The sequence below is a fragment of the Rhodococcus sp. NPDC004095 genome (assembly GCF_053604015.1).
In genome coordinates this window covers 74,219-100,380 of record NZ_JBSGGS010000012.1, presented here as the reverse complement: position 1 = coordinate 100,380, position 26,162 = coordinate 74,219, and the positions used below count along the sequence as shown (strand labels likewise).

Below are 26,162 nucleotides of genomic sequence, written 5' to 3'. Positions count from 1 at the left end.
CCCCGGTCTGGGAAAAAGGCGGTGCACAGGGGTTTTCGAGGGTGCACACAGGTGGTGGGCGCGCAGTAGGGGTGTGATCGCGGGGACGGGTGTGTGGACGCGGGAACGGGTGTGTGCTCACCCGATCCGCGGCATCCGGACCACGTGACCGAGTGGCGGTTCGGATCTGCGGGCACGGGCGACGGCGCGCATGACCCGGTCGACGATCACCGCGGGTGTCGCGAGCTCGTCCCAGGTCCAGCGCACCACCTGCCAGCCGGCGTCGCGGATCGCGTCCTCCCGTTTCTTCTCCGCCCACAGCACTTCCTCGGAGAGTTCGCCGGCAGGGACGAGTCGGCCGTACTTGATGCGACCGTCGAACTCGCCGACGACTCCGTCGAGCAGAAAGTCGACGCGGCCGAGCCGGACACCCTTCTCGGAGTGCAACGTCGCCTGCAGGTCCGGCAGCGGCAACTGTTCACGGATGAACAGCGCACGGCTGCGGGATTCGCCGACGCTCTCGGCGCGGCCGTCAACGAGGTCGAGCACCCGGCGCACCCGGCCCGCGTGCTTGCGGTCGGACGCCAGCGCGGCCGCGATCCCGGCGAGGCTGACGGACCTGCTGTGCACCGCGTGGTCCGCCGCGACGAGGGCCTGCTCGAAACCCAGCGTCGCCGCCAGGTCGACGACGGTGCGCGCAGGCGTCGTCACGCGCAGGTCGTCGACCGTGGTGACGTCCTCCGGTGGCAGCGGGACTGAATGCACGTGACGCCACGAGGTGCAGCTACCGCCGGAGGTTCGATTCCGCGTCAGGTGCACCCGCGACAGCGCGGTGTTCCACAGGTCGAAACCGTGCACCACGGCGGCCGACTGGTGGCTGAGCACCGCCTCCCGTGACGCCACGTCGAGCACCGCTTCGACGAGGAGACGGTGCCGGGCCTCGGCGTCCAGGTCCAGGAAGACCGATGCGTGGGTGAACCGGCCGGGGTGCAGTCGGTTCCACACGCCCGTCCGGCACTGTCGCTGAAGCTCGCGGTCCGTCGCGCCGCGTCGCAATGCCTCGGCACGTCGAATGATGTGTTCCCCCATGACCGCATCGTGCCCGACGCCCGCGCTCGGACGAGCCGACGATTCCGCGCCCTGTGGATGAAGGGCGGTGCTGTGGACAACCGATTTCGCTCCGCACCGCGGGCACGCGCCGTGCCGATTCACCCGGTCGGCAGATGGGGTGTGCACAGGGGTTTTCGGCGGTGCGCACGGGTGTTGGGCGTGTAGTTCGTGTGTGGGTGGGGGAAGGGGTTTGTGCACGGGTTTTGCGCTCGCGGTGGCGTCGACTGGCTGGCGCGTGGGGTGTGCACAAAGGTTCTCGGGGGTGCACACGGGTGTTGGGCGTGTAGCAGGGGTGTGGGCGCTGCATCGGGGGTGTGCACAGGGGTGTTGGAGGTGCGGGAGTGCGGGGCGTCGGTTGCAAGGTCGAGCCTGTGCAGCCGCCGTGTGCACAGGGGTTTTCGGGGGTGCACAGGGGTATTCGGCGTGTAGTTCGTGTGTGGGTGCGGGAAGGGGTGTGTGCACAGAGGTTTTGCGAGGGGGCGCGTGGGTTGGCAGCGCCGGTGTGGGGTGACCGGCGGGGAGTGAGGGGTGTGTGGGGCGCGGTGGTGTCGGCCTCGCGTCTGGCGGTGGATGCACACAGGTTTTCGGGGGTGCACACGGGGATTCGGCGTGTAGTTCGTGTGTGGCTGCGGGAAGGGGTGTGTGCACAGAGGTTTTGCGCGGCGGGGGAGGGGACCGGAAGAACGGAACGCGCCTCCACCGGATTCGGTGGGGGCGCGTTCGGTACTGCGCTGCTACTTGCGGCCGGGGGCCTTGGCGCCGGGCTTGAAGCCCAGCCCGCCGGCCTTGGGCTGCGGCGGTGCCGGAGCCTCGGCGGGCGGTGCCGCGGGAGCCTCCGCCGCGGGAGCCTCCGCAGCGGGAGCCTCGTCGACCGGGGCCTCCTCGACCGGAGCCGGGGCAGCCGCAGGAGCCGGGGCGGCGGCCTTGCGGGCGCCGGGGGCCTTCGCCCCACCCTTGAACCCGAGCCCGCCGGCCTTCGGCTGCGGCGGCGCCGGAGCCTCGGCCACGGGGGCGGCCGGAGCCTCGGCAACGGTCTCGGCGGGGGCGGCCGCCGGAGCGGAGGGGGCAGCCGGAGCGGCGGCCTTCTTCGCGCCGGGAGCCTTGAGGCCGCCCTTCATCTGCAGTCCGCCGGGCTTGGCGACCGGAGCGGCCGGAGCCTCGGCAGCCGGGGCCGCGGACTCGGCTGCGGGAGCGGCAGGTGCCGCGGCCTTCGCACCCGGGGCCTTCGCACCGGGAGCCTTCAGACCACCCTTCATCTGCAGTCCGCCCGGCTTGGCGGTCGGAGCGGCAGGCGCGGCCGGAGCCTCGGCAGCGGGCGCGGCAGGCGCGGCGGCCTTCGCACCGGGAGCCTTGAGGCCGCCCTTCATCTGCAAGCCGCCCGCCTTCGCGGCCGGAGCACCCGCCGGAGCCGGAGCCTCGGCGGCGGCAGCGCCACCGGGAGCCTTCAGGCCGCCCTTCATCTGCAGCCCACCGGCCTTCGGAGCGCCGCCGGGAGCCTTGAGCCCGCCCTTCATCTGCAGTCCGCCGGCCTTCGGGGCCGCCGGCGCGGCAGCGGCAGCGGCCGGAGCCTCGGCCTCGACCGGTGCTTCCGGGGCGGCGGGTGCGGCCTGGGCAGCGACCTTCTCCTTCGGCCGCTGCACGACCTTCAGGTTCTCGGTCAGCGCCGCCGGCTCGAGTCGGGTGATCGACTCGAGCATCATCTGCGCGACGTCGACGACCTCGACGCCCTCGCCCTGGCCCGACTCCTGGCGCGCGGTGACGCCGTCGGTGAGCATGACGCGGCAGAACGGGCAGCCGGTCGCGATCTTCTTCGGATCCGTGGAGAGGGCCTCGTCGACGCGGTCGATGTTGATCCGCTTGCCGAGCTGCTCCTCCATCCACATGCGGGCACCACCGGCGCCACAGCACATGGACCGTTCGCCGTGCCGCGGCATCTCCTTGAGGGTGGAGCCGGTCGCGGCCATCAGCTCACGCGGCGCGTCGTACACCTTGTTGTGGCGGCCGAGGAAGCAGGGATCGTGGTAGGTGACGTCCTCCTGCACGGACGCGACCGGGATCAGCTTCTTGGCCCGCACGAGGCGGTTGAGCAGCTGGGTGTGGTGGACGACCTCGTAGCGGCCGCCGACCTCCGGGTACTCGTTGCCGAGCGCGTTGAAGCAGTGCGCACAGGTGACGACGATCTTGCGCTTCGATTCCTCGATGCCCTCGAAGAGGTTGTCGAGGACCTCGATGTTCTGCATGGCGAGCTGCTGGAAGAGGAACTCGTTACCGGCGCGGCGGGCGGAGTCGCCGGTGCAGGTCTCCTCGGCGCCCAGGACCATGAACTTCACGCCCGCGGTGGCGAGCAGTTCGGCGACCGCCTTGGTGGTCTTCTTGGCGCGGTCCTCGTAGGCGCCGGCGCAGCCGACCCAGAACAGGTACTCGTAGTCCTCGAAGGTCTCGGCGTCCTTGCCGAACACCGGGATCTCGAAGTCCATCTCGTTGATCCAGTTGAGACGGTCCTTGGAGTTCTGGCCCCAGGGGTTGCCCTTGTTCTCGAGGTTCTTGAACAGACCGGCCAGCTCGGACGGGAACTCCGACTCGATCAGCACCTGGTAGCGGCGCATGTCGATGATGTGGTCGACGTGCTCGATGTCGACGGGGCACTGCTCGACGCAGGCGCCGCAGTTGGTGCACGACCACAGGGTCTCGAGGTCGATGACCGGGGCCTGCTCGCCGGCGGCGACCAGTTCGGCGGTCTCGCCGACCAGCTTGCGCTCGGCCTCGAGGCGGGCGGCCTCGGGGATCTTCGCGAGGGCGGCCTCGTTGACGTTGCCCTCGGCGTCGACCAGACCGACCTCGTCGCCGCCCATGTCCTTGCGGCCACCGGCCAGCAGGTACGGCGCCTTGGTGTAGCCGTGGTCGCGCAGCGACATGATGAGCAGCTTCGGGCTCAGCGGCTTACCGGTGTTCCAGGCCGGGCACTGCGACTGGCAGCGACCGCACTCGGTGCACGTGGTGAAGTCCAGCCAGCCCTTCCAGGAGAAGTCCTCGATGCGTCCGGCGCCGAGGGTGTCGGTGTCGGGGTCGACGTTCTCCATGTTGAGCGCCTTGCCCTTGCTCATCATGGGCTTGGCCGCGCCGAGGGCGACGCCGCCGTCGTCCTCACGCTTGAAGTAGATGTTCGGGAACGCGGAGAAGCGGTGCCACGCGACGCCCCAGGTGATGTTGCGGCCGACGACGAACAGCCAGATCATGCCGGACATCAGCTTGATGAACGCAAAGACGGAGACCATGACGGCGCTGGCGGGCAGCAGCTTCGCGACGTTCATCGTGAAGAAGTCGGTCCACGGGTTCGAGTGACCGGTCATGGCGATGCGGCCGGCCTTCACGAAGATCATGCCGAGGCCCTCGACGAGCACGACGATCTCGACGAAGTAGGCCGGGCCGAACTTCGAGCCGCTGAAGCGGGAGAGCCGCTCGGGGACGCGCGGGTGGTTCAGCTGCCGCAGGACGATCAGCGTCACGATGCCGACGACGGTGCCGATGCCGAGGATCTCGTCCCACAGGTGCCAGACCCAGGTGTTGCCGAACAGTGGCCAGTGGAACTCGGGGTTGAACGTCTGGCCGTACGCCTCGAACCACAGCAGGAAGCCGCCGAGGAAGCCGATCATGACGAGCCAGTGCGCCCAGCCGACGGTGCGGAACTTCGCCATCCGGGTGTGCGCGATGAACTCGACGATCATTTGCTTGAACCGGGGGAAGAACGGGTGCCAGCGGTCGGGAGCAGATTGCCCGATCATGACTGTCTTGCCCATGGTCCAGGCCCCGCTCAAGAACGAGGCCCAACACACGAGACTGAGCAGTACGCCGATCGTGCCCAACGTGATCGTCAGGGCGTTCATGTCACGGCCTTTCCTTCTTCAACGGCAACGGCAACGGCAACAAGGGTAAGTCACCGTAAGTTACCCGCCGGTAGCGTCGCGTTTCAACGTGGCATCAGATGCTGCGTGCGCCGGTGTTGCTCCGGTCACGCAGTAGTTCTTCCGCTCACCGTAAATCCTGGCCTATCGGGCGTTCAGTGCAGGTGAGCCTAACTTAGGCAACTGACCAGTAACTTAGCCTGCGACTATGAGGGTGTCCTTACCCGTGCTCAGGGACATTGTTCTCAGTGGGTTCACAGACTAGGGTCTGCGTGATTATGTGTCTTGGCTCGCGCTGCGGGATTCACTCGTGCTGCGAGATTCACTGGAGGGGATTCATCGAATGAAGCTCAGGAAGTTTGCCGTCACCTCGATGCTGGCGGTTGCCGCACTCGGGATCGGCGCGGGCACCTCGCACGCCAACCCGGCGCCCGAGACCATCGACTGGAACTCGAAGATCGACGGCGCGTCCGTGGTCACCACCATCGACGCCGGCGCCTTCAAGGTTTCCGGTGACGGCAAGAACATCGAGCTGCAGGACGGCAACGGCAACGCCGTGGTCAGCCTCCCGCTCGCCTTCCAGCTCAACACCCTCCAGTTCCCGATGGACCAGAAGATCAGCGAGGACGGCAAGACCGTCACCCTGACCCCGGTCTTCGACCTCGGCAAGGCCAAGCCGATTGCTGCCAGCGCGACCGCGCAGCCGATCAACGGCGGCGGCCTCGCGATCAAGGACATCGCCTCGCCCCAGGAGAACCTCCTCGCGCAGCAGACCTTCAACTCGCAGCTCGCCGTCGCCACTGCATCCGGCGGACTCATCGGCACGATCGTCGGCGCGATCGTCGGCACCTTCGTGATGCCGGCTGTCGGCACTGTCGCGGGTGCGGGTATCGGCGGCGTCGCCGGCACCGTGATCGTTGGTGGCCCGACCCTGATCGCCGCGGGTATCGGCCTGGGTCAGACCCTGATGGCCGAGCCCGGCACCACGGTCTACGCCAAGTAGTCACACAGGCAAATCGAGCGGCCCGTCACCTCATGGAGGTGACGGGCCGCTCGTCGTTCCAGGGCACGACAACGGCGCCCGGAACGCCGTCGGGGCCGGGACGTTCCAGGGCACGACAACGGCGCCCGGAACGCCGTCGGGGCCGGGACGCGACGTTCGCATCCCGGCCCCGACGGGGTGGATCAGGAGAGTCCGGCGCCGCCGGCGTTCGTCGCGATCGTGAAGATGTAGCCGACCGACTTCATCACGAGCCCCAGGACGGCTCCGGAATCGGATCCGGTTCCGGCGTCGGGGGTGGTGGCGTCGGCGATGTCTGCGAGCATGGCACTTCCTCGTCGTGTAGGCCGACCAGGAGGCCGGCGGCTTGCCCGACTGGATCCCCCCAGTCAGTTCGTCCCTCGTTTGTTGTCGGTGCGAAAAAGATTCCCCAGCAACAACTTCGAGCATCCTACCGTGCGTGATCCGGTGCCGGTGGCGCTACCCCGCAACCCTGCCGAAAACGACTGTGCGGGGCTGTCGTCCGGTCGGACGACAGCCCCGCACAGGGGGAGCAGAGGTGCGTCTAGCTCGTACGGACCTTCAGCCCGGGGTTGGCGCCGAGGATCGCGTTGACCGGGGTCGCGAACAGCTGCGGGCTGTCGCCGAGGACGGTGGTCACGACGGCGGCGAGCTCGCAGAACTTCAGGTCGCCCACGTTGGACGCGCTGGAGATGCCGAGGGCGCGGTCGCCGGTGACGATGGTGCCGCCGCTGTCGCCCTGCAGGGCGCAGATGTTCGCGGAGAAGCCGCCCCGCAGGGTGCGGGTGCCGACGTCCACGGTCTGGTTCACGGCGTTGATGGTGCCGCAGGTGAAGCCGGTGGTCAGGCCGGACTTGCAGACCGGGGCGCCGACGACGGGGTCGGCGGTGCCGGTGATGCGCAGCGGGGAGCGGCCGGGGACGCGGACCAGGTTGTTCTGGAATCGGGGGGCGGCGTCGTTGTCGATGCGGATGATCGAGTAGTCCAGGCCCTGGAGGTTGGTGCGGGCAAATGTGCCGATGTGCGCGCCGAAGACGCCCTCGCTGGGCATCTGGAACACGTTGGTGCCGGGTGCGCCGCGGTTCGGGTCGCAGTGCCCGGCAGAGATGTTCACCGCATTGCCGGAGCCGTCGGTGCCGTTGAAGCCGAGGGAGCAGCGGAACGCGCCGGCCGAGTTCTCCGCGGCGTACGAGTCGCCACCGAACATCGCGTCCGCCGGGGCACCGCCGTTGTCCGCGGCCGCCGGGGCCACCGAGCCGAGCGCCGGCTGCAGCGCGAGGACCGCGCCCTGCAGGAAGTCGGGGATCTCGAAGCCCGCGACGTTGACGGTGTCCGACACCCGCAGCACGAGGTTGTTGTTCACGACGTCGACGGCGGCACCACTAACCAGTCCGGACAGCGGCTGCGGCAGCGTGGAGATCCAGTCCTGCGCCTTCGTCAGCTGATCCTGCAGGGCGCGTTCGCTGCGGGGCAGGTCCTTGACCGTGTACCCGGCCTCCTCGACGGCCTTGCGGGCGGCGTCGGCGTCGGGGCCGGACGCCAGACCGATGAGCGGGGTGCCCTTCGGATCCAGCCAGGCACCGGCGAAGGTGTCCGGGAACTTGGCGCGCAGTTCGTTCGCGAACGTGACCAGCTTCTGGCCGGCCTCCGCCTTCGCCAGGTACTCCTGCGGGCTGAGCCCCAGATCGCGCTGCACCGCCGTGATCAGATCCTCGGGGAGGGCGGTGACCGGCTCGGGAGCCGGGTCGGCGTGAGCGAAAGCGGGAGCGAGCAGGAGCAGGGCGGCCGAGCCGATCATCGCGGCGCGGCGCGCGCGGATGCTGCGCATGGGGACCTTCCGGGTCGGGGCACGCGGGCATGCCGTTGGGCATGAGGACACGACCCGATCGCGCTCGGCGGCCGAGTCGAATGCCCATGACTATATGGCCTGCGACGGGGTCGCCGCACCGTCTCACCCAATTCGGCCGGGATGTCCGGATCAGATGTCCGAAATGCCGTGGACAGGGGCGAAACCACGAGCGGCCGCACCGGAATCGATCCGGTGCGGCCGCTCGTGCCGTGCGTGGGTGTTGCGGGTCAGGCCGCCTCCACCCGCACCCGCAGGTCGTGGCCGAGGGTGGCGTTGGCGCGGTCGACGATGCTCTCGATCGGGATGCCGATGCTCGCGGTACCGCCGTCGAGAGCCAGCACCAGGTTCGCCTCCGTGCAGTTCGGGGCGCCGCTCGCGTTCGAGCCGGACGTGATGCCCAGCGCGCGGGTGCCGGTCAGGATCGCGCCGCCGCTGTCGCCGCTGAGTGTGCAGGTCGACCCCGCGAAGCCGCGGACCAGGCGGGTGGACCCGTCCATCATCTCCAGCGGCGCGTCCACCGAGTCTGCGAGCACGATCCCGCAGGTGAACGTCGACGACTGACCCGACTTGCAGATCGGGGCGCCCACCACCGGGCGGGCGGTGCCGGTGACCTTGACGGTGGTCCCGTTCGCGCCGCGGACGGTCGGCTGGTCGAGGCCCGCCTCGACCCCGGCGCGGTTCAGCTTGATCACCGAGTAGTCGAGGCCGTCGGCGTCGATGCCCATCTCGGAGTGCTCGAACGTGCCGACCTGCGGGCTGCGGCCCACCTCCGTCGCGTTCGGCACGTACACCGGGGACCCGGCGCCAACGCCGGCCTGCTCCTGGCTGGGGTCGCAGTGCCCGGCGCTGAGGTTGTAGGAGGCGCCGTCGCCGCCCACGGCGTTGAAGCCGAACGAGCAGACCCCGATCTCCTCCGGCGGTGTGGTCGCCGTGAGCGGCCGTGCGGTGGTGACGTAGGTGTCGCCGCCCTGCGGGCGCGGATCGACCGGGCCGCCGCGGTCGGGGGAGAGGATCACCTTCAGGCCGGCGAGCAGCGTCGGCAGGTTCAGCGCCTGTCCGACCGGGCTGTTCACCACGTCGATGACGACCTGATTGTTCAGCACGTCGATCGACGTGGAGTTGATCTGCGAGGACACGTCCTTCGGCAGTGCGGTGATCCACTGGTTCAGCTGCGCCCGCGCACCCTCGAGCTGCTGCTCGGACACCGCCGCGATGTGCGTGTCGTACCCGTCGAGGGCCACCTTCCGCGCCGCCTCGGTGGAGGTGACGGCGACGACCGGCCGCCCGTCGGCCGCGATCCACGTCCCGGCGAAGGTGTGCGGCGTCGATGCCCTCAGCTCGTCTGCGTAGGTGCCCAGCCGCTGCGCGAGTTCGGCGCGCTCGAGGTACTGCTGCGGCGTCAGCTTCAGGTCCCGGCCGATGGCCTCGACGAGTTCGGGGGGAAGCTGTTGCACCTGCTTCTCGGTCACCAGGGGTTCACGCGGCGCGGCGTGCGCGAGCGCGCTGACCGGGAGCAGTGAGACAGAGGCCAGGATGGCGGCGCGCAGCGCCAGCGGCAGACGCATGAAAACCCTTCTGGAGGCGGTTCGGTCGGGGGAGCGCGCCCCACCATAGGGGAAACCGTCGGGTCGTGTCCTTAGTCGCAGGTGGCAGAGTTCCTGGTCAGGGATTCTCGGTGCCTTCGGTCTCCGGTTCCGGCTCCGGTTCGGGCTCGGTGGTCGTGGTGGTGGTGGTCGTCGTCGTGTCGTCCGTCGTGGTGGTCTCCTCCGGCGGGGTGGTGTCCTCCGGCTCGGTTGTGGTCTTCGTGGTCGTCACCGGACGCGTCGTGGTCGCCACCGGCGGCGGGAGAGCCACGGTCGTCGTCACCGGCGCGGCGGTCCGGGTCGGCGGCGCCGTGGTCGGCGTGACGGTGTCGACCTCGATCTCGGTGGTGGTCGCGACCGGCGGCGGGGTCGTCGCCCGCGTCGTCGTGACGGCCCGCGCCGACGTGGTGAGCGGATCGAGATGCGGCAGCGGGGTGCCCGGGGTGTCACCCGAGCGCGACATCGTCACCGCACCGGCGATCGCCGCCACGACGAGCGCCGCGCCCACCCCGGCGGCAACCATGACCAGCCGATTGCGTGCGGGGGCCGGCGCGGCCGGTGTCACCGCCGCCGCCGGCTGCACCGTGCTGCCGGGTCCGGCCTCGGTGAACGCCGTCGGCGTCGCCGGGGTAGGTACCACGGGCAGTGAGTCGGTGTCCGCATCCCCGCTGACGTCGACACCGGGGCCCGCCGACGCGACCGCAGCGGCCGCGCCGAGAGCGGCACCGCCGGCGGTACCCGACTGGCCGGCACCGCCCGCGGTACCCGACCGACCGGCACCGCCGGCGGCGAGAATCGCCGCGCCCTGCACCGTTGCCACATTCGGGTGCGGGGCGACCGTCGCCGGCGCCGGCAACGCACCGGTCAACTCGGACAGCAGGGGCATCGCGGCGCCCCCGCCGGTCAGCAGCACGGTGTGCAGTGCCGACGGCGCGAGTTCGTGGGCACGCAGCGTCTCCTCGACCAGCGACAGTGCACCCTCGAGCGGCCCCCGCAACATCTCGTCCAGGTCGGCTCGTGTGAGCGTCACCGCGGCTGCCGCACCGCCGACGGTCACGTCGATCGTCGTCTCGTCGATCGTCGACAGCTGTTCCTTCGCGGTGCGACACCCCACGTGCAGCCGTTCGACGTCGGCACGGACGCCCGGATCGGCCGGGTCGAGCGGGCCGAGGTCCGCCGCGGCGGTGCCGAGGACGTGCTCGGCGATCGTGCGGTCGAAGCTGTCACCGCCGAACAAAGAGGAGAAGGTCGACGGCGGCAGCAGCCGCGGCTCGGCGCCCGTCCGAACCAGAGAGACCGTCAGCCCGGCGGCGGCGAAATCGCACACCGCGACCACCGACTCTCCCGTCGCGCCGTGCGCCGCCTCGAACCAGCGCACCGCCGCGACCGCGTCCGGCGTCAGCGACACCGCAGCAAGCCCGGCCCGGTCGAACGCGGCACGCTGTGCGGCGACGGTCGTGTCGTCCCATCGGGCCGGGTGGATGGCGACCACGGTCGGGTCGGCGGGCAGGCCCGGGAACTGCCGGACCGCCGTCGCGAGCAGGCTCGCCGTCGCGGTCGCCACCAGATCCTCGGCCAGATACACCGTGCCGTCGGCGGCGGTGACGCCGTCGGGGTCGCCCACGCGGGAGGCGAACCCGCTCAGCACGCCCGGCTCGCCGGCCGGGGCGCCGAGCGTCGCCGCGGTCGCGGACACCCGCAGGGTCGCCGGCTCCACCAGCACCGGCGGATCGGTCAGCGGCGCGTCCGAGGACTGCACGACCGCGATCGCCTCGGTGTCGCCGACGCCGAGGCCGATACCGTGCCCGACCGCCATTTCTCGTGTCCCCTCTGTCCGTGTGCCCGACGGGTCAGAGTAGCGGCCGAGGGTTCCCCGGTGCAGGTCACCGCGTTAGCGTTGAATGATGACGCGTTCCCAGGGGGATGTGACCGCGTTCCAGCGCCTGATGCGCAGAACCTCCGAGACCCGGCTGGTGGCGTGGGCGAACACCAGGGTGCTGCGATGGCACCACATCGACCGCGCGGTCTTCCGGTTGACCAACGGCCGCAAGACGGTGTCCGGGGCGCTCAGCGGATCTCCGTTGCTGATGCTCACCACCACCGGCGCCAGGAGCGGGGTCCGCCGCACCGTGCCCGTGCTCGGGCTGCCGGACGGCGATCGGTGGGTGGTGATCGCATCGAACTATGCCCGCCAGGCCAACCCGTCCTGGTACCACAATCTGCGCGCATGCCCCGACGCCACCATGACCCTCGCGGGCAGCCCGCCGCGGGCCGTGCGGGCCCACGAGGCGGTCGGCGCCGAACGCGATCGCCTGTGGGCACTCGGCGTGCGGACGTTTCCGCCGTGGGCCCGCTACGAGCGGCAGGTCACCGGGCGGCGGATACCCATCATGGTGCTCGAGTCGGTCGGCGGTCGGGCGCCGGAGTGACGGTGCCGACCGTCCCGAATGCCGATCGATCTCTTCTGAATCCCGCTCCACCGCGCTTGCTTCGGGAAGCGGGGACCGGTCCGCGGGCCTAGGCTCTGATGCACCCGTCGTACGCGCGTGGGAGGAAGCGGGGCCCGCGACCTTGGAGCATCGATGAGTGTGCCTGTTCCCCAGCAGCTTCTGCGGCCGCTCGACGTGGCCGCGTTGTTCCTCATGATCACCGCGGGACCGGACCGGGCCGACGCGGATGCGGTCGCCGCGGTGGCCGCCGACGTGGGAGCGCTGGTGCGCGCGGTCGGATTTCGGGACCAGCAGGGTTCGCTGCACTGCGTGGTCGGCGTCGGCTCCGAGTTCTGGGACCGGCTCGGGCGCTCGTCCCGGCCCGCGGAACTGCACCCGTTCGTTCCGCTGTGCGGTCCCGTGCACCAGGCCCCCGCGACCGCGGGGGACGTGCTGTTCCACATCCAGGCGTCGCGGGCCGACCTGTGCTTCGAACTGGGGCGGCTCATCCGCTCCGCGCTCGGGAGCTCGGCCACGGTGGTCGACGCCGTCAGCGGATTCCGTTACTTCGACGCCCGCGACCTGCTCGGCTTCGTCGACGGCACCGAGAACCCCAGCGGCACGGGCGCGGTCGCCGCGGCCCTGATCGGGGACGAGGATCCCGAATTCTCCGGGGGCAGTTACGTCATCGTGCAGAAGTACCTGCACGACCTCGACGCATGGGGTGCCCTGTCCTCCGACGAGCAGGAGCGGGTGATCGGCCGGACCAAGCTCGACAACGTCGAACTGGACGACAAGCCGTCGAACTCGCACGTGGCACTGAACACGCTCGTCGACGCCGACGGCACCGAACGAGAGATCCTGCGCGCCAACATGCCGTTCGGCAGTCTCGACGACGGCGAGTTCGGCACCTACTTCATCGGGTACGCCCGCTCGCCCGCGGTCACCGAGGAGATGCTGCGGCACATGTTCCTCGGCGACCCGCCCGGCAACCACGACCGCATCCTCGACTTCTCGGTGGCGACGACCGGGGCGCTGTTCTTCGTGCCGAGCGTCGATCTTCTCGAATCCCTGGCCACCTCCGAGCCCACGGCCGCGGAGGCGGTGCCGGCCGACACCCCGACCCGGTACGCACTCTCCCTCGACATCGGAGACCTCAAAGGAGTGACCCAATGACCGACTCGACCAACCTCCACCGCCAGCTCGCCCCCGTGACCGCGGCCGCGTGGCAGCAGATCGGGGAGGAGGCGTCCCGCACGTTCAAACGCCACGTCGCGGGCCGGCGCGTGGTGGACGTGACAGGGCCGCACGGCTACGCGTACTCGGCGCACAACCTCGGCAGGGTCAGGTCGATCAGTGTGTCCGACGAGCGGATTCGCGCGCAGCTGCGCGAGGTGCACCCGCTGGTCGAGTTGCGTTTCCCGTTCACACTCAGCCGCGCGGAGATCGACGACGTCGAGCGCGGCGCACTGGACTCGGACTGGCAGCCGGTCAAGGACGCGGCCAAGGCGATCGCGTTCGCCGAGGACCGCGCGGTGTTCGCCGGATACGAGGAGGCCGGGATCCGCGGACTCGGACCGTCGTCGTCCAACCCGGTGCTCGCCCTCCCCACCGACCCGCTGGCGGTACCCGACGCGGTGGTCTCGGCGCTGACGGCGCTGCGGCTGGCCGGCGTCGAGGGACCGTACGCGGTGGTGCTGGACGCCGACGCGTACACCGCCGTCAGCGAGACCCGCGACGAGGGACATCCCGTCTTCCACCACCTCAAGGACCTCGTCGACGACATCGTCTGGGCGCCGGCCGTCCAGGGCGGGTACGTCCTGTCCACCCGCGGCGGCGACAACCAGCTGACCCTCGGCGTCGACCTGTCCATCGGCTACGACAGTCACACCGCCACCGAGGTGACGTTGTATCTCGAGGAGTCGCTGACCTTTTCGTCGCTGACGGCGGAGGCGGCGGTGGTGCTCGCCCCGTGAGGCCACGGGCCGACACCGTGCGCGAGGGGGCTGTGGTCTTCAGATCGGGTCGGGACGGTGTTAGCGTCGGATGATGGCGCGCACCTATCGGGACGCGAACCTCTTCCAGCGGGCCGTGCGCGCGTCCGGCGCGACGGCACCGATGTCGTGGCTGTATGCCCGGACGCTCCACCGCATCGACGGCCCGGTGTTCCGAATGACCCACGGGCGAACGACATTGAGCAGCCTGCTCACCGGATTGCCGGTGGTGATGCTGACGGCCACGGGTGCCCGGACCGGCGCCCCGCGCACCGTGCCGCTCCTCGGAGTGCCGGACGGGGACCGGTTGGTGGTGATCGCATCGAACTACGGCCGGCCCGGGAACCCGGCCTGGTACCGCAACCTCCGCAAGCAGCCCGCCGCAACGGTCACGGTCGTGGGCGGGTCGCCGCGGCCGGTGCGCGCCCACCAGGTCGAGGGAGCCGAACGCGAGCGGCTCTGGGCGCGCGACCTCGAGGTCTATCCGGGCCGGGCCCACTACGCCGAACGGGCCGCAGGCCGCCGGATCCCCGTGATGGTGCTCGAGTTCGTGGGCGACGGTGGCCCTACTTCGGGTTGACGCTCACGACCTTGCAGACGAAGTCCTCGAACTTCTTCAGCCAGTCGGTGACGAACGCCGCGGTGGACTGGTCGGTGATCTCCCCGTCCTCGTTGATCAGGCCCTCGGTGAACTGGATGTACGCCTCGGGCTGGGCGAGTTCCGGGGAGTTCACGAACGACAGAACGCTGCGCAGGTGCTGCTGGGCGACGGCGGTGCCGATCTTGCCGGGAGAGGTGCCGATCACCGCGGACGGCTTGTGCGCGAACGAGTTCTGGCCCCATGGCCGCGACCCCCAGTCGATCGCGTTCTTGAGCGACCCGGGGATGGACCGGTTGTACTCGGGGGTGACGAAGATCAGCGCGTCGACCGCAGCGATCGACTTCTTGAACGCGACACCCTCCGCCGGGTAGTCGGCATCGTAATCGTGGTTGTAGAGGGGCAGATTCCCGATCGGGATCTCCTGCAGCTCGAGGTTGGTGTCGGTGCTGAGCCGGTGCAGCGCCTTGGCGAGCCTGCGGTTGATCGACACCCTGGACAGACTGCCGATGAACACGCCAACCTGGTACGACATCGGGGCCGCCTTTCGCCGATCACGTCGGGAACTTCGGATACCACCTTCAGTACGGTGTCCGAGCCTACGCGCCGTGCCCCATCGCCCGCAGCATGGAGAGCATCTCCGCCCGCGACTGCGCACCGAGACGGCGCCGGATCCGGGCCACGTGGTGCTCGACGGTCTTCGCGGAGATGAACAGCCGTGCCCCGATGTCCCGGTAGGTCAACCCCGTCACCAGCAGGCGCGCGACGTCGGATTCGCGCTCGGTGAGCGTGGCACCCATCTCCCGCGTGGCCGCCGGGGCGCCCACCGGTGCGGGAACTGGTCGCAGTGACCGCGCCACCTGAAGCAGCGCCGTCGCTGTCGCGGTGTCCGTCACCCGCAACGCGGCCTCGCTGGCGAGTCGCGCGCCGTCCCACGGCAGCCCGATCGTCCCGAGTGCCACGGCCGCCTTCTCCACCTCCTCGGCGTCGGTCTCGCCCTGCAGCACCCGGAGCCAGGCGCGGCCCGCGCGAGCGAGTCCCGCGGCATGGGAACTGGTTTCGGCGGCGACACCGAGTGCGTGCGCGTGCGGCACGAGGTCGGCGGGAGACTCGGTGAGGATCGCGGCCTGTACGCCGTACCAGTGCAGCGGGGCGCCCCACAGGGTCGGCTCGCCGAGTCGGGTCAGCAGGTCCCGCGCCTGGTCCACCAGGTGCGCCACCCGGTCGGTCTCCGCGAGTCGTGCTGCCCCGAGCCACAGTTCGCCCAGCGGAAGCAGGCTCAGCAGGTCCACCGAGTGCTCCGCGACCACGGTCTGGGCGCCGTCCCAGGACTGGCGAAGCGAGCCGATGTCGCCGGTGCGGCGGGCAATGCCGACCCGCAGCGCGGCCGCGAACAGCGCGTCGCGGGGGCGCAACCCGGTCGCGTCGAGGGTGTCGACGGTACGGGCGGCCGCATCCAGGTCGCCCTGCAGCATCGACACCCAGGCCGTCAACAGCAGGTGGCGGTCGCGGACGAGGTCTCCGTCGACGTCGGTCTCCACCGCGCGTGCCAGCACGGACCGGGCGCGGCCCAGTTCGCCGCAGTGCAGCGCCGCGAGCGCGGTCAGCGCCGCGCCGCTGTCGGGCAGCAGGCGGGCGCGGGACACGTTGGCGGACAGGGACACCCCGCGGGTGAGGGAGTTCAGCGCGATCGGGGCGGAACCGTCGAGTGACTGTCGCAGCCCCTGCGCGAGCAGGGCCTCCGCGGCCGTCGACGACGTGGGAGGGGCGTCCGTGACCCCGCGTGCGGCGGCGGCCGCCGATTCGGGGCGTCCGGCCGCGAGCAGCACGATCTCGGCGATCGGCCGGTCGGTGCCCATCCGGTCCGGGCCCAACCACTCGTACAGGTCGGCGCTGCGCACCAGCATGCCCTGGTGCGCGGCGACGCCGGCCGCGACGCGGACGGCGGCGGCGAGGTCCGCCGGCGGGGTGACCGCTGCCCGCTCGAGCAGGGTGTCCGCGAGGCGGGCGGCGGTGTCGAGGTCGCCCGCCAGGGCTGCGGCCTCGGCCCGGCGCAGTGCCAGCCCATCCGCGTCCGCGCCCGCCCACACCGCCTCCTCGTAGAGGGCGGTGGCCAACCGTGGCCGGGCGAGGTCGCCCTGGGCGCACAGGAATTCGGCCAGCACGGGGTCGCTGACGCCGGCAGCCGCGAAGGCGCGGGCCGCCGCCACGTCCAGGGTGCCGAGGTCGCACTTGGCGTGCAACGCCGCCACGTGCAGCGCGGTCACCCGCTGCGGTCCCAGTGCCGTCCGCAGTGGCTCGCACGCCGAGGCCAGCAGCGTGTCGGCCTGCTGCAGCAGGCCGCAGCCGCGGGCCCGGTCCACCAGGTCCCGCCCTGCGTCCGCGCTCAGGGTGAGCGTTCGGGACAACTCGGAGGCGTCCAGTCCGGCGCCGACGGTTGCAACGGTCAACGCGCACAGCAGGTCCGGGTCGAGCCCGGCGAGCACCTCGGCGTGGCAGGTGGCGACGGCGGACGCAATCGTCCGGTCCGCCCCGGTCGGGGCCGGCGCGCCGCTCAGGGCCGTCAGGGTCGCGTCCACGTAGCGCGGCAGCCCCCCGGTCAGGCGATGGATCAGACCCACGAGCTGGTTCGGAAGAGACGCTCCGAGAACGGTTTCCGCGAGTGCCGCGATCTCCCGGGTGGTCAGGACTCCCAACGGCACGGTGCCGTCGAGTGCCGCAGTAAGGGTGCGCAGCGCGGGATTGGCGGTACGGGGCTCGGCGGCGACCACGACGGTCACGTCCGGGCGGGCGGCCAGCGCGGTCAGTGCATCCAGCGCCGCGGTGGGCAACAGGTGCGCGTCGTCGACGACCACCGCGCTGCCCGGATCCGGATCGACGGTCGTGGTCGTGAGGACCGGCCCCGGAACCCTTTCGCGCACCAGGGCAAGCAGGGCCGATTTCCCGGTGCCCGAGACCCCGCGCACCAGCAGGTGCGGGTGTCCGGTTCGGATGCCGTCGAGCAGGGCCCGGACGGCGGGTGTCGCGACAGCGGGCGCGGGACGCGTCAACTGGGCCGGCATTCTCGTCTCCCTCACGTCTTCTCTCGTACTCGCCGTGTCCTAGTTGCCCAGCAGTCCGCCGACGACGCCGCCGACGGCGTTGCCGACACCCCCGACCACGCCCCCGACACCGTTCACGACGCCCCCGACGCCCTGGCCGACTCCGCCCACCACTTCTCCGACGCCCGCGCCGACGCCGCTGGCGGCTTCGCCCACGCCCTGGCCGACACCGGTCGCGACCTCACCGCCGCCACCCCCGGGGGCGGGTGCGGGAGCCGGAGCAGGTGCGGGCGCGGGGCTCTGCGCCTCGGGAGCAGCGGGGGCCGGTGCGGGCGACGCGGCCGCCGCGGACTGCTCACCGGGGAGGGGCGCGGGTGCCGGGGCCGGTGCGCCGGGTGTGCCGGCGACGGTGACCGCCTGCGCCGCGCGGGGGGCGGCGGTGGAGCCGTTCGCGGTCGCGGCGGTCGGGTCCGCCGCGACCGATCCGGGGGTGGCCCCGGAGGTGGTGCTGTTCGAAACCGATTCCGGAACACCGGTTCCGGCGGAGGTCCGGGGGGCGGTGACGCCGCTGGTGGGTTGCGAATCGGCGGTCGAGGAGAATGTGCCGGTGCCCAGCGACAAGCCGCCTGCGGTGAGGGCGACGATCGCTGCGGCGGCCGCGGAGACCAGTCCCGCCTTCTTCGCGGTGCTCAGCCCCCCGGCACTGCGGGAGGCGGCGACGGGGACGGGCGTCGGTGCGGTCGGGGCGGCGACCTCGTCGCCCAGCGCCGCGCCGAGCACAGCGAACGCGGCCGTGTCGCGGGCCGCCGGCGTCGCGGCGGCCCGATCCGATGCCAGCATCGCCGCCCCGGCCGCGGAGGTCGACACCGGGTTCGTATCCGCAACCACGGGCAATCGCAGTGCCGCCGAGAGCAGCTCGGTGACCAGGGGGATGGCAGAGCTGCCGCCGACGAGCAGGACCAGCCCGATGTCGGACAGTTCGAGGCCGGCGCCGCGTACTGCCTCGTGCACCAGGTTCACCGAATCGGCGAGCGGTTCGCGGATCAGGTCCTCGAGCTCCTCGCGGACCAACCGGACGTCGCTGTGCATCCCGGGCAGGTCGACGGTGATGACGGTGGCGGTGTCCGACGACAGCGCCTCCTTCGCGGTCCGGCACCGGGACCGCAGCTCGGTCAGCGCGGCCACCGACGCGGGGTCGAACGGGTCCAGACCGTCCGTGCCGCCCGCCATCCCATCGAGTACGTAACGCATTGTGGCGTGGTCGAACTCGGCTCCCGAATAGTCCTCGGACCGCAGCGGGGTGCCCAGGATCTCGGGGTGCTCGCCCGGCCCGAGCACCGTCACGTCGAGCGAGCCCGCCCCGAGGTCGTAGACCACGACCGGCGCGTCGGCCGATCCCGGGCGGGTGCGCTGCAGCCAGGCCAGCGCCGCTACCGGCTCGGGGACGAGGGTGACGTCCGGCAGGCCGGCGCGGTCCAGAGCGGCGGCGAGGACGTCGGCCTGGTAGCCGGACCACGCAGCCGGGTGCGCGGCGACGACGGCATCCGCGGCCGGGAGCGAATCGGCGAGGCTGCGCATGGTGGCGGCGACCAGGTCCTCGCCGGTGTGCGCGGTGCCGTCGTCGGAGATCAACGCCACCGGGTCACCGACGCGGTTCGCGTACCCCGTGACCACGGCCCCGTGCGGGTGGCCCGAAGCAGGCAGCAGGGTCGCACCGTCGTCGGCGAGCACCAGTGCGGTCGGCGCGACGACGGCGGTGCCGTCCGAGTGCACGACGGCGGTGCCGTCCGGGTGGGCGGCGGTGCCGTCCGAGTGTGCGGTGATGTCGGTGACGGCCACCGCATGCATCGAACCGACGGTCAGTCCGAGTCCTGTCGCCATGGTCTTCTCCCGTGTCGTTGGGGCGGTCGTCCGTGCGCCCCCGAGGGGGCCGATTCCGGGGTCCCAGGGGGCGGCCACACGGGGTCGCCGATGTTTGCTCTGTCGTAAGAAAAGCCGGTTCCGTTACCGATTGCACGCCCATATCCGCAGTTGAGGGACCTTTCCCCTATACCGTCGAGATCCCCTATGTCCCCCGCCCCCAGGCGGCCCGCGCAAAGGGGGGAGTTGACCCCGTTGGGCAGGCGCAGGCCGCTGCCTAGCGTCGGAAGGGTCACTTTCCATGTGGATCGCGCTGTCGCTCCACCGACACGTCAGGAGTCCGACATGGCCACGAATGCGCTGCTCGATTTCATCCTCAGCCTGCTGCGCGACGACGAGGCGCGGGCCGCGTACTGCGCGAACCCCGACGCGGTGCTCGCGGCCGCCGGCCTCGGCGACGTCTGCCACGCCGACATCGCCGCGGTGGCGCCGCTGGTGGCCGAGTCCGGTCTGTTCGCCGGCGCCGGCACCGAGTTGACGAGCATCCTCGCTGCCGGCGGTGACGCGGGCGGCGCGCTCGGCGGGGCCCTCGCCGGTGGATTGGGCGGCGGTCTGGGAGCCGGCCTCGGCGGCGGCCTTGGGCTGGGTGCCGGCGCGGGGCTCGGCCTCGGTGCGGCGGTCGGCGGCGACCTCGGTGGCGGTCTCGACCTCGGTGCCGATCTCGGTGCCGCGCTCAGCGCGGCGCTCGGCGCGGCCCTGCAGATCGGTGGCCAGATCGGTGCCGATCTCGGTGCCGCGCTCGGTGCGGCCCTGAACGTGTCCGGCGGGCTCGGTGGTGGTCTGGACGTGGGCGGCGCCCTCGACCTCGGAACCTCCGTCGCCGCCGCCCTGGGCGGCGCCCTCGGTGTCGGTGGCGACCTGACGGCCGACCTCGGCGCGGCCCTCGGTGGCGCGCTCGGTGCGGTCACCGACATCGATCTCGGTCTCGGTGGTGATCTGGACCTGAGTTCGGTGCTCGGAGCCGCGTTCGGCGTGGGCGGCGACCTGGGCGCGAACCTCGGTGCCACGCTCGGTGGCGTCCTCGGCGGGGCCGTCGGCGTCGGCGGCGGGATCGGCGCCGAGTTGGCGTCCGCACTGACCGGTGGACTCGACCTCGGAGCCGGACTGGGGGCGGCTCTCGGGGGTGCGCTCGGCGTCGGCGGCGAGCTGTCCACGGTCCTCGGTGGTGCGCTCGACACCGCCCTCGGCCTGGGCGGCGGACTCGGTGCCGAACTGTCGGGCCTGCTCGGCGGCGGCGTCGGTGGGGTCCTCGACGTCGCGGGTGACCTCGGTGGCGCGCTCGGCGGCGACCTGACCGCCGCACTGAGCACCGCACTCGGTGGCGCGCTCGGTGCCGGCGGCGAGATCGGCGCGGACCTCGGTGGTGCGCTCGGCGGCGTGCTCGGCGCGCTGGTGAACGCGGGCGGTGGCCTCGATCTCGACAGCACCCTCGGGCTGGGCGGCGACCTGGCCGGTGCGCTCGGCGGTGCCCTCGGACTCGGTGGCGGCGTGACCGCGGAGCTGGGGACGGCACTCGACGCGGCACTGGGCGCAGGCGGACTGCTGGACCTAGCCGGCGGCCTCGGTGGTGGGCTGGGCGCGACCCTGAGCACGGCGCTGAGCGGCGCGCTCGGTGCCGGTGGCGGGATCGGCGCGGACCTCGGTGGCGCACTCGGCGGCGTCCTGGGTGGGGCTCTCGGTGCCGGCAGCGGACTCGGCGGCGCGCTGGACGCCGCGCTCGGGGGCGGCCTCGATCTGGGTGGCGCGCTGAGCACCGCTCTCGGCGGTGCGCTCGATCTCGACAGCACCCTCGTCGGCGACCTCGGTGGGGCCCTCGGCGGTGCGCTCGGCGCAGGCGGGCTGACCGAGCTCGACTTGTCGGGTCTGCTCGGCGGCGGCCTGGACGCCGGTGTGGGTGTCGACCTGAGCAGTGTTCTCGGCGCCGCGCTCGGCGCGGACGGCGCACTCGGCGGCCAGCTCGGTGCGGCCCTCGGGACCGCACTGGACGGCGCCCTCGGCGGCGAGGCGGGCCTCGGTGGCCTGCTCGGGGCCGAGGGCGGACTCGGCGGCGCCGTCAGCTCCGCGCTCGGTGGGGCGCTCGGCGTCGACAGCGCGCTGACCGGCGACCTGGGGGCGGCACTGAACGGTGCCCTCGACGTCGTCGACCTGGAAGCGGCCGCCGGTGGCGGTCTGGTCGGCGTGCTCGAGAGCGCGTTCGGCGTCGGTGGCGAGGCCGGATCCGATCTCGGCGCCGCGCTCGGAGGGGTGCTCGGTGCCGGCCTCGGTGGCGACCTCGCCACCGACCTTGATCTCGCAGGTGGTGCCGGGGTGAACCTCGGCGCCGCGCTGGGCGGCGCCCTCGGCGCGGGCGGGGAGGCCGGGGCCGGTCTCGGTGCCGCGCTCGAATCCGTGCTTGGCCTCGGTGGCGGCCTCACCACCGGACTGGACGGGCTGCTCGGTGCGACCGGGACCGTCGGCGGCGTCGTCGACGCGGGTACCGGTCTCGCCGGATCCCTCGGCACCGCGCTGGGAGGCACGGTCGAGGCGGGCGGCACCGCAGGCGCCGACCTGAACACCGCGCTCACCGGCGCCGCGAACGGCGGAATCGACACCCTCGCCGGGCTCGGTGGGGGGCTCACCGCCGGCCTCGGCGGCGGCCTCGGGGGACTGATCGACGCGGGCACCGGGCTCGGCACCGACCTCTCCGGGACGCTGCACACCGCGGCCGACGCGGGTGCGGGGCTCGGTGGCGCGGTGTCCGGTCTCGCCGACGCGGGCGCGGGGCTCGACGGTGCGGTCTCCGGTCTCGCCGGCGCAGGTGCGGGGCTCGGTGGCGCGGTGTCCGGGCTCGCCGGCGCGGGCGCGGGTCTCACCTCCGGACTCGACGTGGCCGCGGGCCTCGGTGGCGGGTTCGCCGGCGACGTGACGGGCGGTGCGTCCGGTGCGGGCGCGGTGTCCGGTTCGGGCGGTGTCGACGCCGGCGGATCGGGAACCGCTGCTGCATCCGGTGTTTCGACGACCGGCGCGAGCGCCGACTCCGGCCTCGTCGGCGACCTCACCTCCGGCCTGCACGGTGCGGCCACGGGGGCGTCCAACGCGTGGACGTCGCTCGACGCCTCGCACGCCTTCGGGGCCGAGACCTCCGCCACCGACAGCGGCCTGTTCTCGAACACCGGCGACAGCCTGTTCGGGGAGGACCACACCGTCGTCGACCCGCACGTCGACGAGGGCACCTCGCTGGTGGACCCGCTGCACCACTGAGTGCCCCCGCACCCGTCCCTGTAACGGAATCGGCCCCGCACACGGTAGACAGTTGTGCGGGGCCGGTCTTCGCGGAGAGAAGTGTGAGTCGGGTTCATGGACAACGCATCCGGTACGACGATGCCGCCCACCGAGGCCCCCGCTGCTGCGGGGCAGCTCGTCGGCCTGCTGGACGAGGTCGGGGCGATAGCCCGCGCCGCAGGCCGCGCAGACCTGGGCACCCGTCTCGCCGGTGCCCGCAGCCGCCTCGTCGACCCCCGGATGCGCGTCGTCGTGGTCGGACAGCTCAAGCAGGGCAAGAGTCAGCTCGTGAACGCGCTGCTCAACCTGAACATCTGCTCGGTCGGCGACGACGAGACGACCGCCGTCGCGACGGTGGTGCAGAACGCGCAGTCCCCGTCCGCCGAACTGGTACTCGCCGAACCCGGACTCGACCCGGTGCGCGTGCCGGTCCCGATCGACGAGCTCGCCGCGCTGACACCGACGACCCCCCTCGCCGGTGGCCGGGAGGTGCTGCGGGTCGAGGTGAACGTGCCCAGTCCACTGCTCGCCGACGGTCTCGTCCTGGTCGACACGCCCGGCGTCGGCGGACACGGAAATCCGCACGCGGCAAGCACACTCGGCCTGCTCACCGCGGCCGACGCGGTGCTGGTGCTCTCCGACGCCAGCCAGGAGTTCACCGAACCCGAACTGGCGTTCCTCCGGCAGGTCCGTGCACTGTGCCCGGCGGTCGCGTGTCTGGTCAGCAAGACCGACCTGTACCCGCACTGGCGGGAGATCGTCGACGCCGACCACGGGCACCTGGACCGGGCCGGGTTGGAGGTGCCGCTGATCCCGGTGTCGTCCCTGCTGCGCACGCACGCGCTGCGGCTGCAGGATGCGGACCTGAATGCCGAGTCCGGGTTCGCCGCACTGTACGACTTCCTGCGTGAGCAGGTGCGCACTCGCACGGAGGCCGCCACCCGCCGGTCCGTCGCTCTCGACGTCCGGTCCGCGGCCGAGCATCTCACCCTCACCCTCGGCAGCGAGCTTGCGGCCCTGCGGGATCCGGCCAAGGGCGCCGCGGCCGTCGCGGAACTGCAGAAGGCGAAGGCGGTGGCCGAGGAACTGCAGAAGAAGTCCTCGCTGTGGCAGCAGACGCTCGCCGACGGCATCGCGGACCTCGCGGCCGACATCGACCACGACCTGCGCGACCGGTTGCGGCGCGTCACGAGGGAGGCCGAGGAGACCGTCGACGACGGCGACCCCGGCAAGGACTGGCCGCAGTTGGGGGAGTGGCTGCAGCAGCAGGTCGCCACCTCGATCGGCGACAACTTCGTGTGGGCGCACGACCGTTCCGTGTGGCTGGCGGAGGTGGTCGCCGGGCACTTCGCCGACTCCGGCGCCGTCGCGCTGCCCCACCTCGACGTCGCCGACCTCGACGGTGTGCTCGAACCCGTTGCCGCACTGTCGGATCTGGAGTCCGGTCGGATCGGCATAACCCAAAAGGTGCTGGTGGGGATGCGCGGCTCGTACGGCGGTGTGCTGATGTTCGGCCTGATCACCACCATGATGGGCATGGCGTTGGTGAACCCGATCTCGGTCGGCGCCGGTCTGCTGCTCGGCACCAAGGCGTACCGGGAGGACCGCCAGGGCCGAGTCCTCAAGCGCCGCAGCGAGGCCAAGATGGCCATCCGCCGGTTCGTCGACGACGTCAGTTTCCAGGTGAGCAAGGAGTCGAAGGACCGCCTGCGGCTGATCCAACGGGCACTGCGCGACCACTTCTCCGCGATCGCGGAACAGACGCTGCGCTCGCTCGGCGAGTCGCTGCGCGGGGCTCAGGAGGCCGCGAACCTGGCCAGTGCGCAGCGCACCCGCCGGATCGCCGAGATCGAGGAACAGATGCGCGTCCTCGCCCACGTCCGAGCGGCAGTCGCGGAGGTCGGTGCGTGAGCGCCACTGCGCTGGCCACTGCCCGGGACCTGATCGGCGCCGCCCGAGGGGTCTCGGGCACGGGTGCGCGCGCCCAACTCGACGACTGCGCCCGCCGACTGGAGGAGCCGCTGCGGGTCGCGCTGGCCGGCTCGCTGAAGGCCGGGAAGTCAACGCTGCTCAATTCGATTGTCGGACAGGACATCGCTCCCACCGACGCCACCGAGTGCACCCGGGTGGTGACGTGGTACCGCAGCGGCGCCACCCCCACCGTCACCGCCCGGTACGGCCACGACCACACCGTCAACGTGCCGGTGCAGCGACGCGACGGCAGCCTCACCTTCGACCTCGGCGAGCTGACCGCGTCCGAGGTGGACCGGCTCGAGGTGGAATGGCCGGCGCGGGCGCTGCAGCACACCACCATCATCGACACCCCCGGCACCTCGTCGCTGTCGAAGGACGTTTCCGCCCGCACCCTGCGGATGCTGACCCCGGAGGGCGGGGCGTCCGGGGCGGACGCGGTGGTGTACCTGCTGCGCAACCTCGGTGCGTCCGACGTGCAGTTCCTCGGGCAGATCGGCGCGCACGTCGGCGGCGAGTCCGGCCCGCTCGGCGTCGTCGGCGTGGTGTCCCGGGCCGACGAGGTCGGCGCGGGCCGGATCGACGCGATGACGTCCGCGAAGGACGTCGCGGCCCGGTTCGCCGGTGAACTCGAACGCACCGGACTGTGCCAGGCCGTCGTCCCCGTCGCCGGACTGCTCGCGCTCGGTGCCCGCACCCTGAGGCAGAGCGAGTACGAGGCATTCCGTGCGCTCGCCTCCGTTCCGGCCGACGACCTCCAGGTCGCGATGCTGTCCGCGGACCGGTTCGCCCGCCCCGACAGCCCGCTTCCCGTCTCCGCCGAACTCCGCACCCAGCTCGCACATCGATTCGGGCTGTTCGGTATTCGGCTGGCGGTCGCGCTGATCAAGCTCGGCACCGCGGACTCGCCGTCACTCGCCGCCGAACTCGTCGAACGCAGCGGACTGAACGAACTGCGCCAGGTCATCGACGTCCAGTTCGGGCAGCGCGCCGACCAGTTGAAGGCGCACTCGGCGCTGCTCGCGGTCGAGCGGGTGCTCGCCGTCGAACCGGGCGTCGACGCGGGGCGGGTCCTGGACGCGGTCAAGCGCACCCTGTCGGATGCGCACGGGTTCCAGGAGATTCGCCTCCTCGGCCGGCTCCGGTCCACGCCGTTGACCCTGTCGGAGGACGACGCCGTGCACCTGCAACGGTTGATCGGCGGGTACGGCATCGCGGCCTCCGCGCGGCTCGGGCTCGAACCCGATGCCGCAGTCGCCCGACAACGCGACCTCGCGCTCGGCGCCGTCCGCTACTGGCGCACCCGGGCGGAGCACCCCCTCGTCGACCGGTTCACCGCACGTGCCTGCGCGGTCGCCGCCCGCAGCGCCGAAGGGGTCCTCGCCGACCTGCGGTGACCGCGTCCTGCCCGAGGGCGCCGGACGGGTGTCGAGCAGCCGCCGCCCTGGACGAAACGTGGCACACCCTTTACCTCGCGATGGGTGTTACTCTGCAGCCGAATTCA

At 71.9% G+C, this 26,162-nt stretch carries 17 protein-coding genes; 8 read left to right on the top strand and 9 right to left on the bottom strand.

Annotation, left to right across the window (positions count from 1 at the left end; genetic code table 11):
* Positions 1 to 117: 117 nt before the first annotated feature.
* Together ACWEPG_RS22295 and ACWEPG_RS22290 are read right to left on the bottom strand one after the other, a co-directional pair.
* Entirely contained in the window at positions 118 to 1,068 is a 951-nt protein-coding gene (locus ACWEPG_RS22295) for a hypothetical protein (protein WP_452595341.1), read from the bottom strand.
* 755 nt (positions 1,069 to 1,823) lie between these two features.
* Positions 1,824 to 4,973: a (Fe-S)-binding protein gene (locus tag ACWEPG_RS22290; protein WP_452595340.1), complete on the bottom strand. Its 3,150-nt coding sequence runs from the start codon at positions 4,971 to 4,973 to the stop codon at positions 1,824 to 1,826.
* A 361-nt stretch (positions 4,974 to 5,334) separates the two neighbouring features.
* Here ACWEPG_RS22290 and ACWEPG_RS22285 point away from each other — a divergent pair, with 361 nt between their 5' ends.
* Complete coding sequence (locus ACWEPG_RS22285; RefSeq protein WP_452595339.1) at positions 5,335 to 5,994, top strand: ammonium transporter; 660 nt, start codon at positions 5,335 to 5,337, stop codon at positions 5,992 to 5,994.
* A gap of 182 nt (positions 5,995 to 6,176) precedes the next feature.
* Here ACWEPG_RS22285 and ACWEPG_RS22280 read toward each other — a convergent pair whose 3' ends face one another.
* The 4 genes from ACWEPG_RS22280 to ACWEPG_RS22265 form a co-directional block, all read right to left on the bottom strand.
* Positions 6,177 to 6,317, bottom strand: coding sequence for a hypothetical protein (locus ACWEPG_RS22280; RefSeq protein WP_450136171.1), 141 nt, complete (start codon positions 6,315 to 6,317; stop codon positions 6,177 to 6,179).
* 239 nt (positions 6,318 to 6,556) lie between these two features.
* On the bottom strand, positions 6,557 to 7,840 hold the full coding sequence (locus ACWEPG_RS22275) for a S1 family peptidase (protein WP_452595338.1): 1,284 nt from the start codon (positions 7,838 to 7,840) through the stop codon (positions 6,557 to 6,559).
* Between the two features lie 248 nt (positions 7,841 to 8,088).
* Positions 8,089 to 9,426 carry a S1 family peptidase gene (locus tag ACWEPG_RS22270; protein WP_450117023.1) on the bottom strand — a complete coding sequence of 446 codons (1,338 nt, stop codon included), beginning with the start codon at positions 9,424 to 9,426 and terminating at the stop codon, positions 8,089 to 8,091.
* Between the two features lie 97 nt (positions 9,427 to 9,523).
* Positions 9,524 to 11,260 carry an Hsp70 family protein gene (locus ACWEPG_RS22265; RefSeq protein WP_452595337.1) on the bottom strand — a complete coding sequence of 579 codons (1,737 nt, stop codon included), beginning with the start codon at positions 11,258 to 11,260 and terminating at the stop codon, positions 9,524 to 9,526.
* 88 nt (positions 11,261 to 11,348) lie between these two features.
* Here ACWEPG_RS22265 and ACWEPG_RS22260 point away from each other — a divergent pair, with 88 nt between their 5' ends.
* The 4 genes from ACWEPG_RS22260 (at position 11,349) to ACWEPG_RS22245 (ending at position 14,447) form a co-directional block, all read left to right on the top strand.
* Entirely contained in the window at positions 11,349 to 11,873 is a 525-nt protein-coding gene (locus ACWEPG_RS22260) for a nitroreductase family deazaflavin-dependent oxidoreductase (protein WP_452595336.1), read from the top strand.
* A gap of 153 nt (positions 11,874 to 12,026) precedes the next feature.
* Positions 12,027 to 13,049: a Dyp-type peroxidase gene (locus ACWEPG_RS22255; protein ID WP_452595335.1), complete on the top strand. Its 1,023-nt coding sequence runs from the start codon at positions 12,027 to 12,029 to the stop codon at positions 13,047 to 13,049.
* Entirely contained in the window at positions 13,046 to 13,849 is an 804-nt protein-coding gene (locus tag ACWEPG_RS22250) for a family 1 encapsulin nanocompartment shell protein (protein WP_450117019.1), read from the top strand. Before ACWEPG_RS22255 ends, ACWEPG_RS22250 begins: the two co-directional genes overlap by 4 nt.
* Before the next feature lie 73 nt (positions 13,850 to 13,922).
* Entirely contained in the window at positions 13,923 to 14,447 is a 525-nt protein-coding gene (locus ACWEPG_RS22245) for a nitroreductase/quinone reductase family protein (protein ID WP_452595334.1), read from the top strand.
* On the opposite strand, the gene ACWEPG_RS22240 is transcribed toward ACWEPG_RS22245, so the two are convergent.
* From ACWEPG_RS22240 to ACWEPG_RS22230, 3 genes are all read right to left on the bottom strand, one after another.
* Positions 14,434 to 15,000: an NADPH-dependent FMN reductase gene (locus ACWEPG_RS22240; RefSeq protein WP_450117017.1), complete on the bottom strand. Its 567-nt coding sequence runs from the start codon at positions 14,998 to 15,000 to the stop codon at positions 14,434 to 14,436. The two genes, ACWEPG_RS22245 and ACWEPG_RS22240, sit on opposite strands and share 14 nt — an antisense overlap.
* 64 nt (positions 15,001 to 15,064) lie before the next feature.
* On the bottom strand, positions 15,065 to 17,527 hold the full coding sequence (locus tag ACWEPG_RS22235; protein WP_452595333.1) for a LuxR C-terminal-related transcriptional regulator: 2,463 nt from the start codon (positions 17,525 to 17,527) through the stop codon (positions 15,065 to 15,067).
* 39 nt (positions 17,528 to 17,566) lie between these two features.
* Positions 17,567 to 19,387: an Hsp70 family protein gene (locus ACWEPG_RS22230; RefSeq protein WP_452595332.1), complete on the bottom strand. Its 1,821-nt coding sequence runs from the start codon at positions 19,385 to 19,387 to the stop codon at positions 17,567 to 17,569.
* Between the two features lie 324 nt (positions 19,388 to 19,711).
* Here ACWEPG_RS22230 and ACWEPG_RS22225 point away from each other — a divergent pair, with 324 nt between their 5' ends.
* From ACWEPG_RS22225 to ACWEPG_RS22215, 3 genes are all read left to right on the top strand, one after another.
* Positions 19,712 to 22,666: an IniB N-terminal domain-containing protein gene (locus ACWEPG_RS22225; protein ID WP_452595331.1), complete on the top strand. Its 2,955-nt coding sequence runs from the start codon at positions 19,712 to 19,714 to the stop codon at positions 22,664 to 22,666.
* 120 nt (positions 22,667 to 22,786) lie between these two features.
* Positions 22,787 to 24,598 (top strand): dynamin family protein, encoded by a 1,812-nt coding sequence (locus ACWEPG_RS22220; protein ID WP_452595379.1) that lies wholly within the window; start codon positions 22,787 to 22,789, stop codon positions 24,596 to 24,598.
* Positions 24,595 to 26,055: a dynamin family protein gene (locus ACWEPG_RS22215; protein ID WP_450117013.1), complete on the top strand. Its 1,461-nt coding sequence runs from the start codon at positions 24,595 to 24,597 to the stop codon at positions 26,053 to 26,055. Before ACWEPG_RS22220 ends, ACWEPG_RS22215 begins: the two co-directional genes overlap by 4 nt.
* The last annotated feature ends 107 nt before the right edge of the window (positions 26,056 to 26,162 follow it).

Excerpts from the sequence above, each read along its gene's own strand:
- ACWEPG_RS22255 (WP_452595335.1), top strand. The coding sequence starts at position 12,027 with ATGAGTGTGCCTGTTCCCCAGCAGCTTCTGCGGCCGCTCGACGTGGCC.
- ACWEPG_RS22275 (WP_452595338.1), bottom strand. The coding sequence starts at position 7,840 with ATGCGCAGCATCCGCGCGCGCCGCGCCGCGATGATCGGCTCGGCCGCC.
- ACWEPG_RS22285 (WP_452595339.1), top strand. The coding sequence starts at position 5,335 with ATGAAGCTCAGGAAGTTTGCCGTCACCTCGATGCTGGCGGTTGCCGCA.
- ACWEPG_RS22270 (WP_450117023.1), bottom strand. The coding sequence starts at position 9,426 with ATGCGTCTGCCGCTGGCGCTGCGCGCCGCCATCCTGGCCTCTGTCTCA.
- ACWEPG_RS22225 (WP_452595331.1), top strand. The coding sequence starts at position 19,712 with ATGGCCACGAATGCGCTGCTCGATTTCATCCTCAGCCTGCTGCGCGAC.
- ACWEPG_RS22220 (WP_452595379.1), top strand. The coding sequence starts at position 22,787 with ATGCCGCCCACCGAGGCCCCCGCTGCTGCGGGGCAGCTCGTCGGCCTG.
- ACWEPG_RS22290 (WP_452595340.1), bottom strand. The coding sequence starts at position 4,973 with ATGAACGCCCTGACGATCACGTTGGGCACGATCGGCGTACTGCTCAGT.
- ACWEPG_RS22260 (WP_452595336.1), top strand. The coding sequence starts at position 11,349 with ATGACGCGTTCCCAGGGGGATGTGACCGCGTTCCAGCGCCTGATGCGC.
- ACWEPG_RS22240 (WP_450117017.1), bottom strand. The coding sequence starts at position 15,000 with ATGTCGTACCAGGTTGGCGTGTTCATCGGCAGTCTGTCCAGGGTGTCG.
- ACWEPG_RS22245 (WP_452595334.1), top strand. The coding sequence starts at position 13,923 with ATGGCGCGCACCTATCGGGACGCGAACCTCTTCCAGCGGGCCGTGCGC.
- ACWEPG_RS22250 (WP_450117019.1), top strand. The coding sequence starts at position 13,046 with ATGACCGACTCGACCAACCTCCACCGCCAGCTCGCCCCCGTGACCGCG.
- ACWEPG_RS22295 (WP_452595341.1), bottom strand. The coding sequence starts at position 1,068 with ATGGGGGAACACATCATTCGACGTGCCGAGGCATTGCGACGCGGCGCG.
- ACWEPG_RS22280 (WP_450136171.1), bottom strand. The coding sequence starts at position 6,317 with ATGCTCGCAGACATCGCCGACGCCACCACCCCCGACGCCGGAACCGGA.
- ACWEPG_RS22265 (WP_452595337.1), bottom strand. The coding sequence starts at position 11,260 with ATGGCGGTCGGGCACGGTATCGGCCTCGGCGTCGGCGACACCGAGGCG.
- ACWEPG_RS22235 (WP_452595333.1), bottom strand. The coding sequence starts at position 17,527 with ATGCCGGCCCAGTTGACGCGTCCCGCGCCCGCTGTCGCGACACCCGCC.
- ACWEPG_RS22230 (WP_452595332.1), bottom strand. The coding sequence starts at position 19,387 with ATGGCGACAGGACTCGGACTGACCGTCGGTTCGATGCATGCGGTGGCC.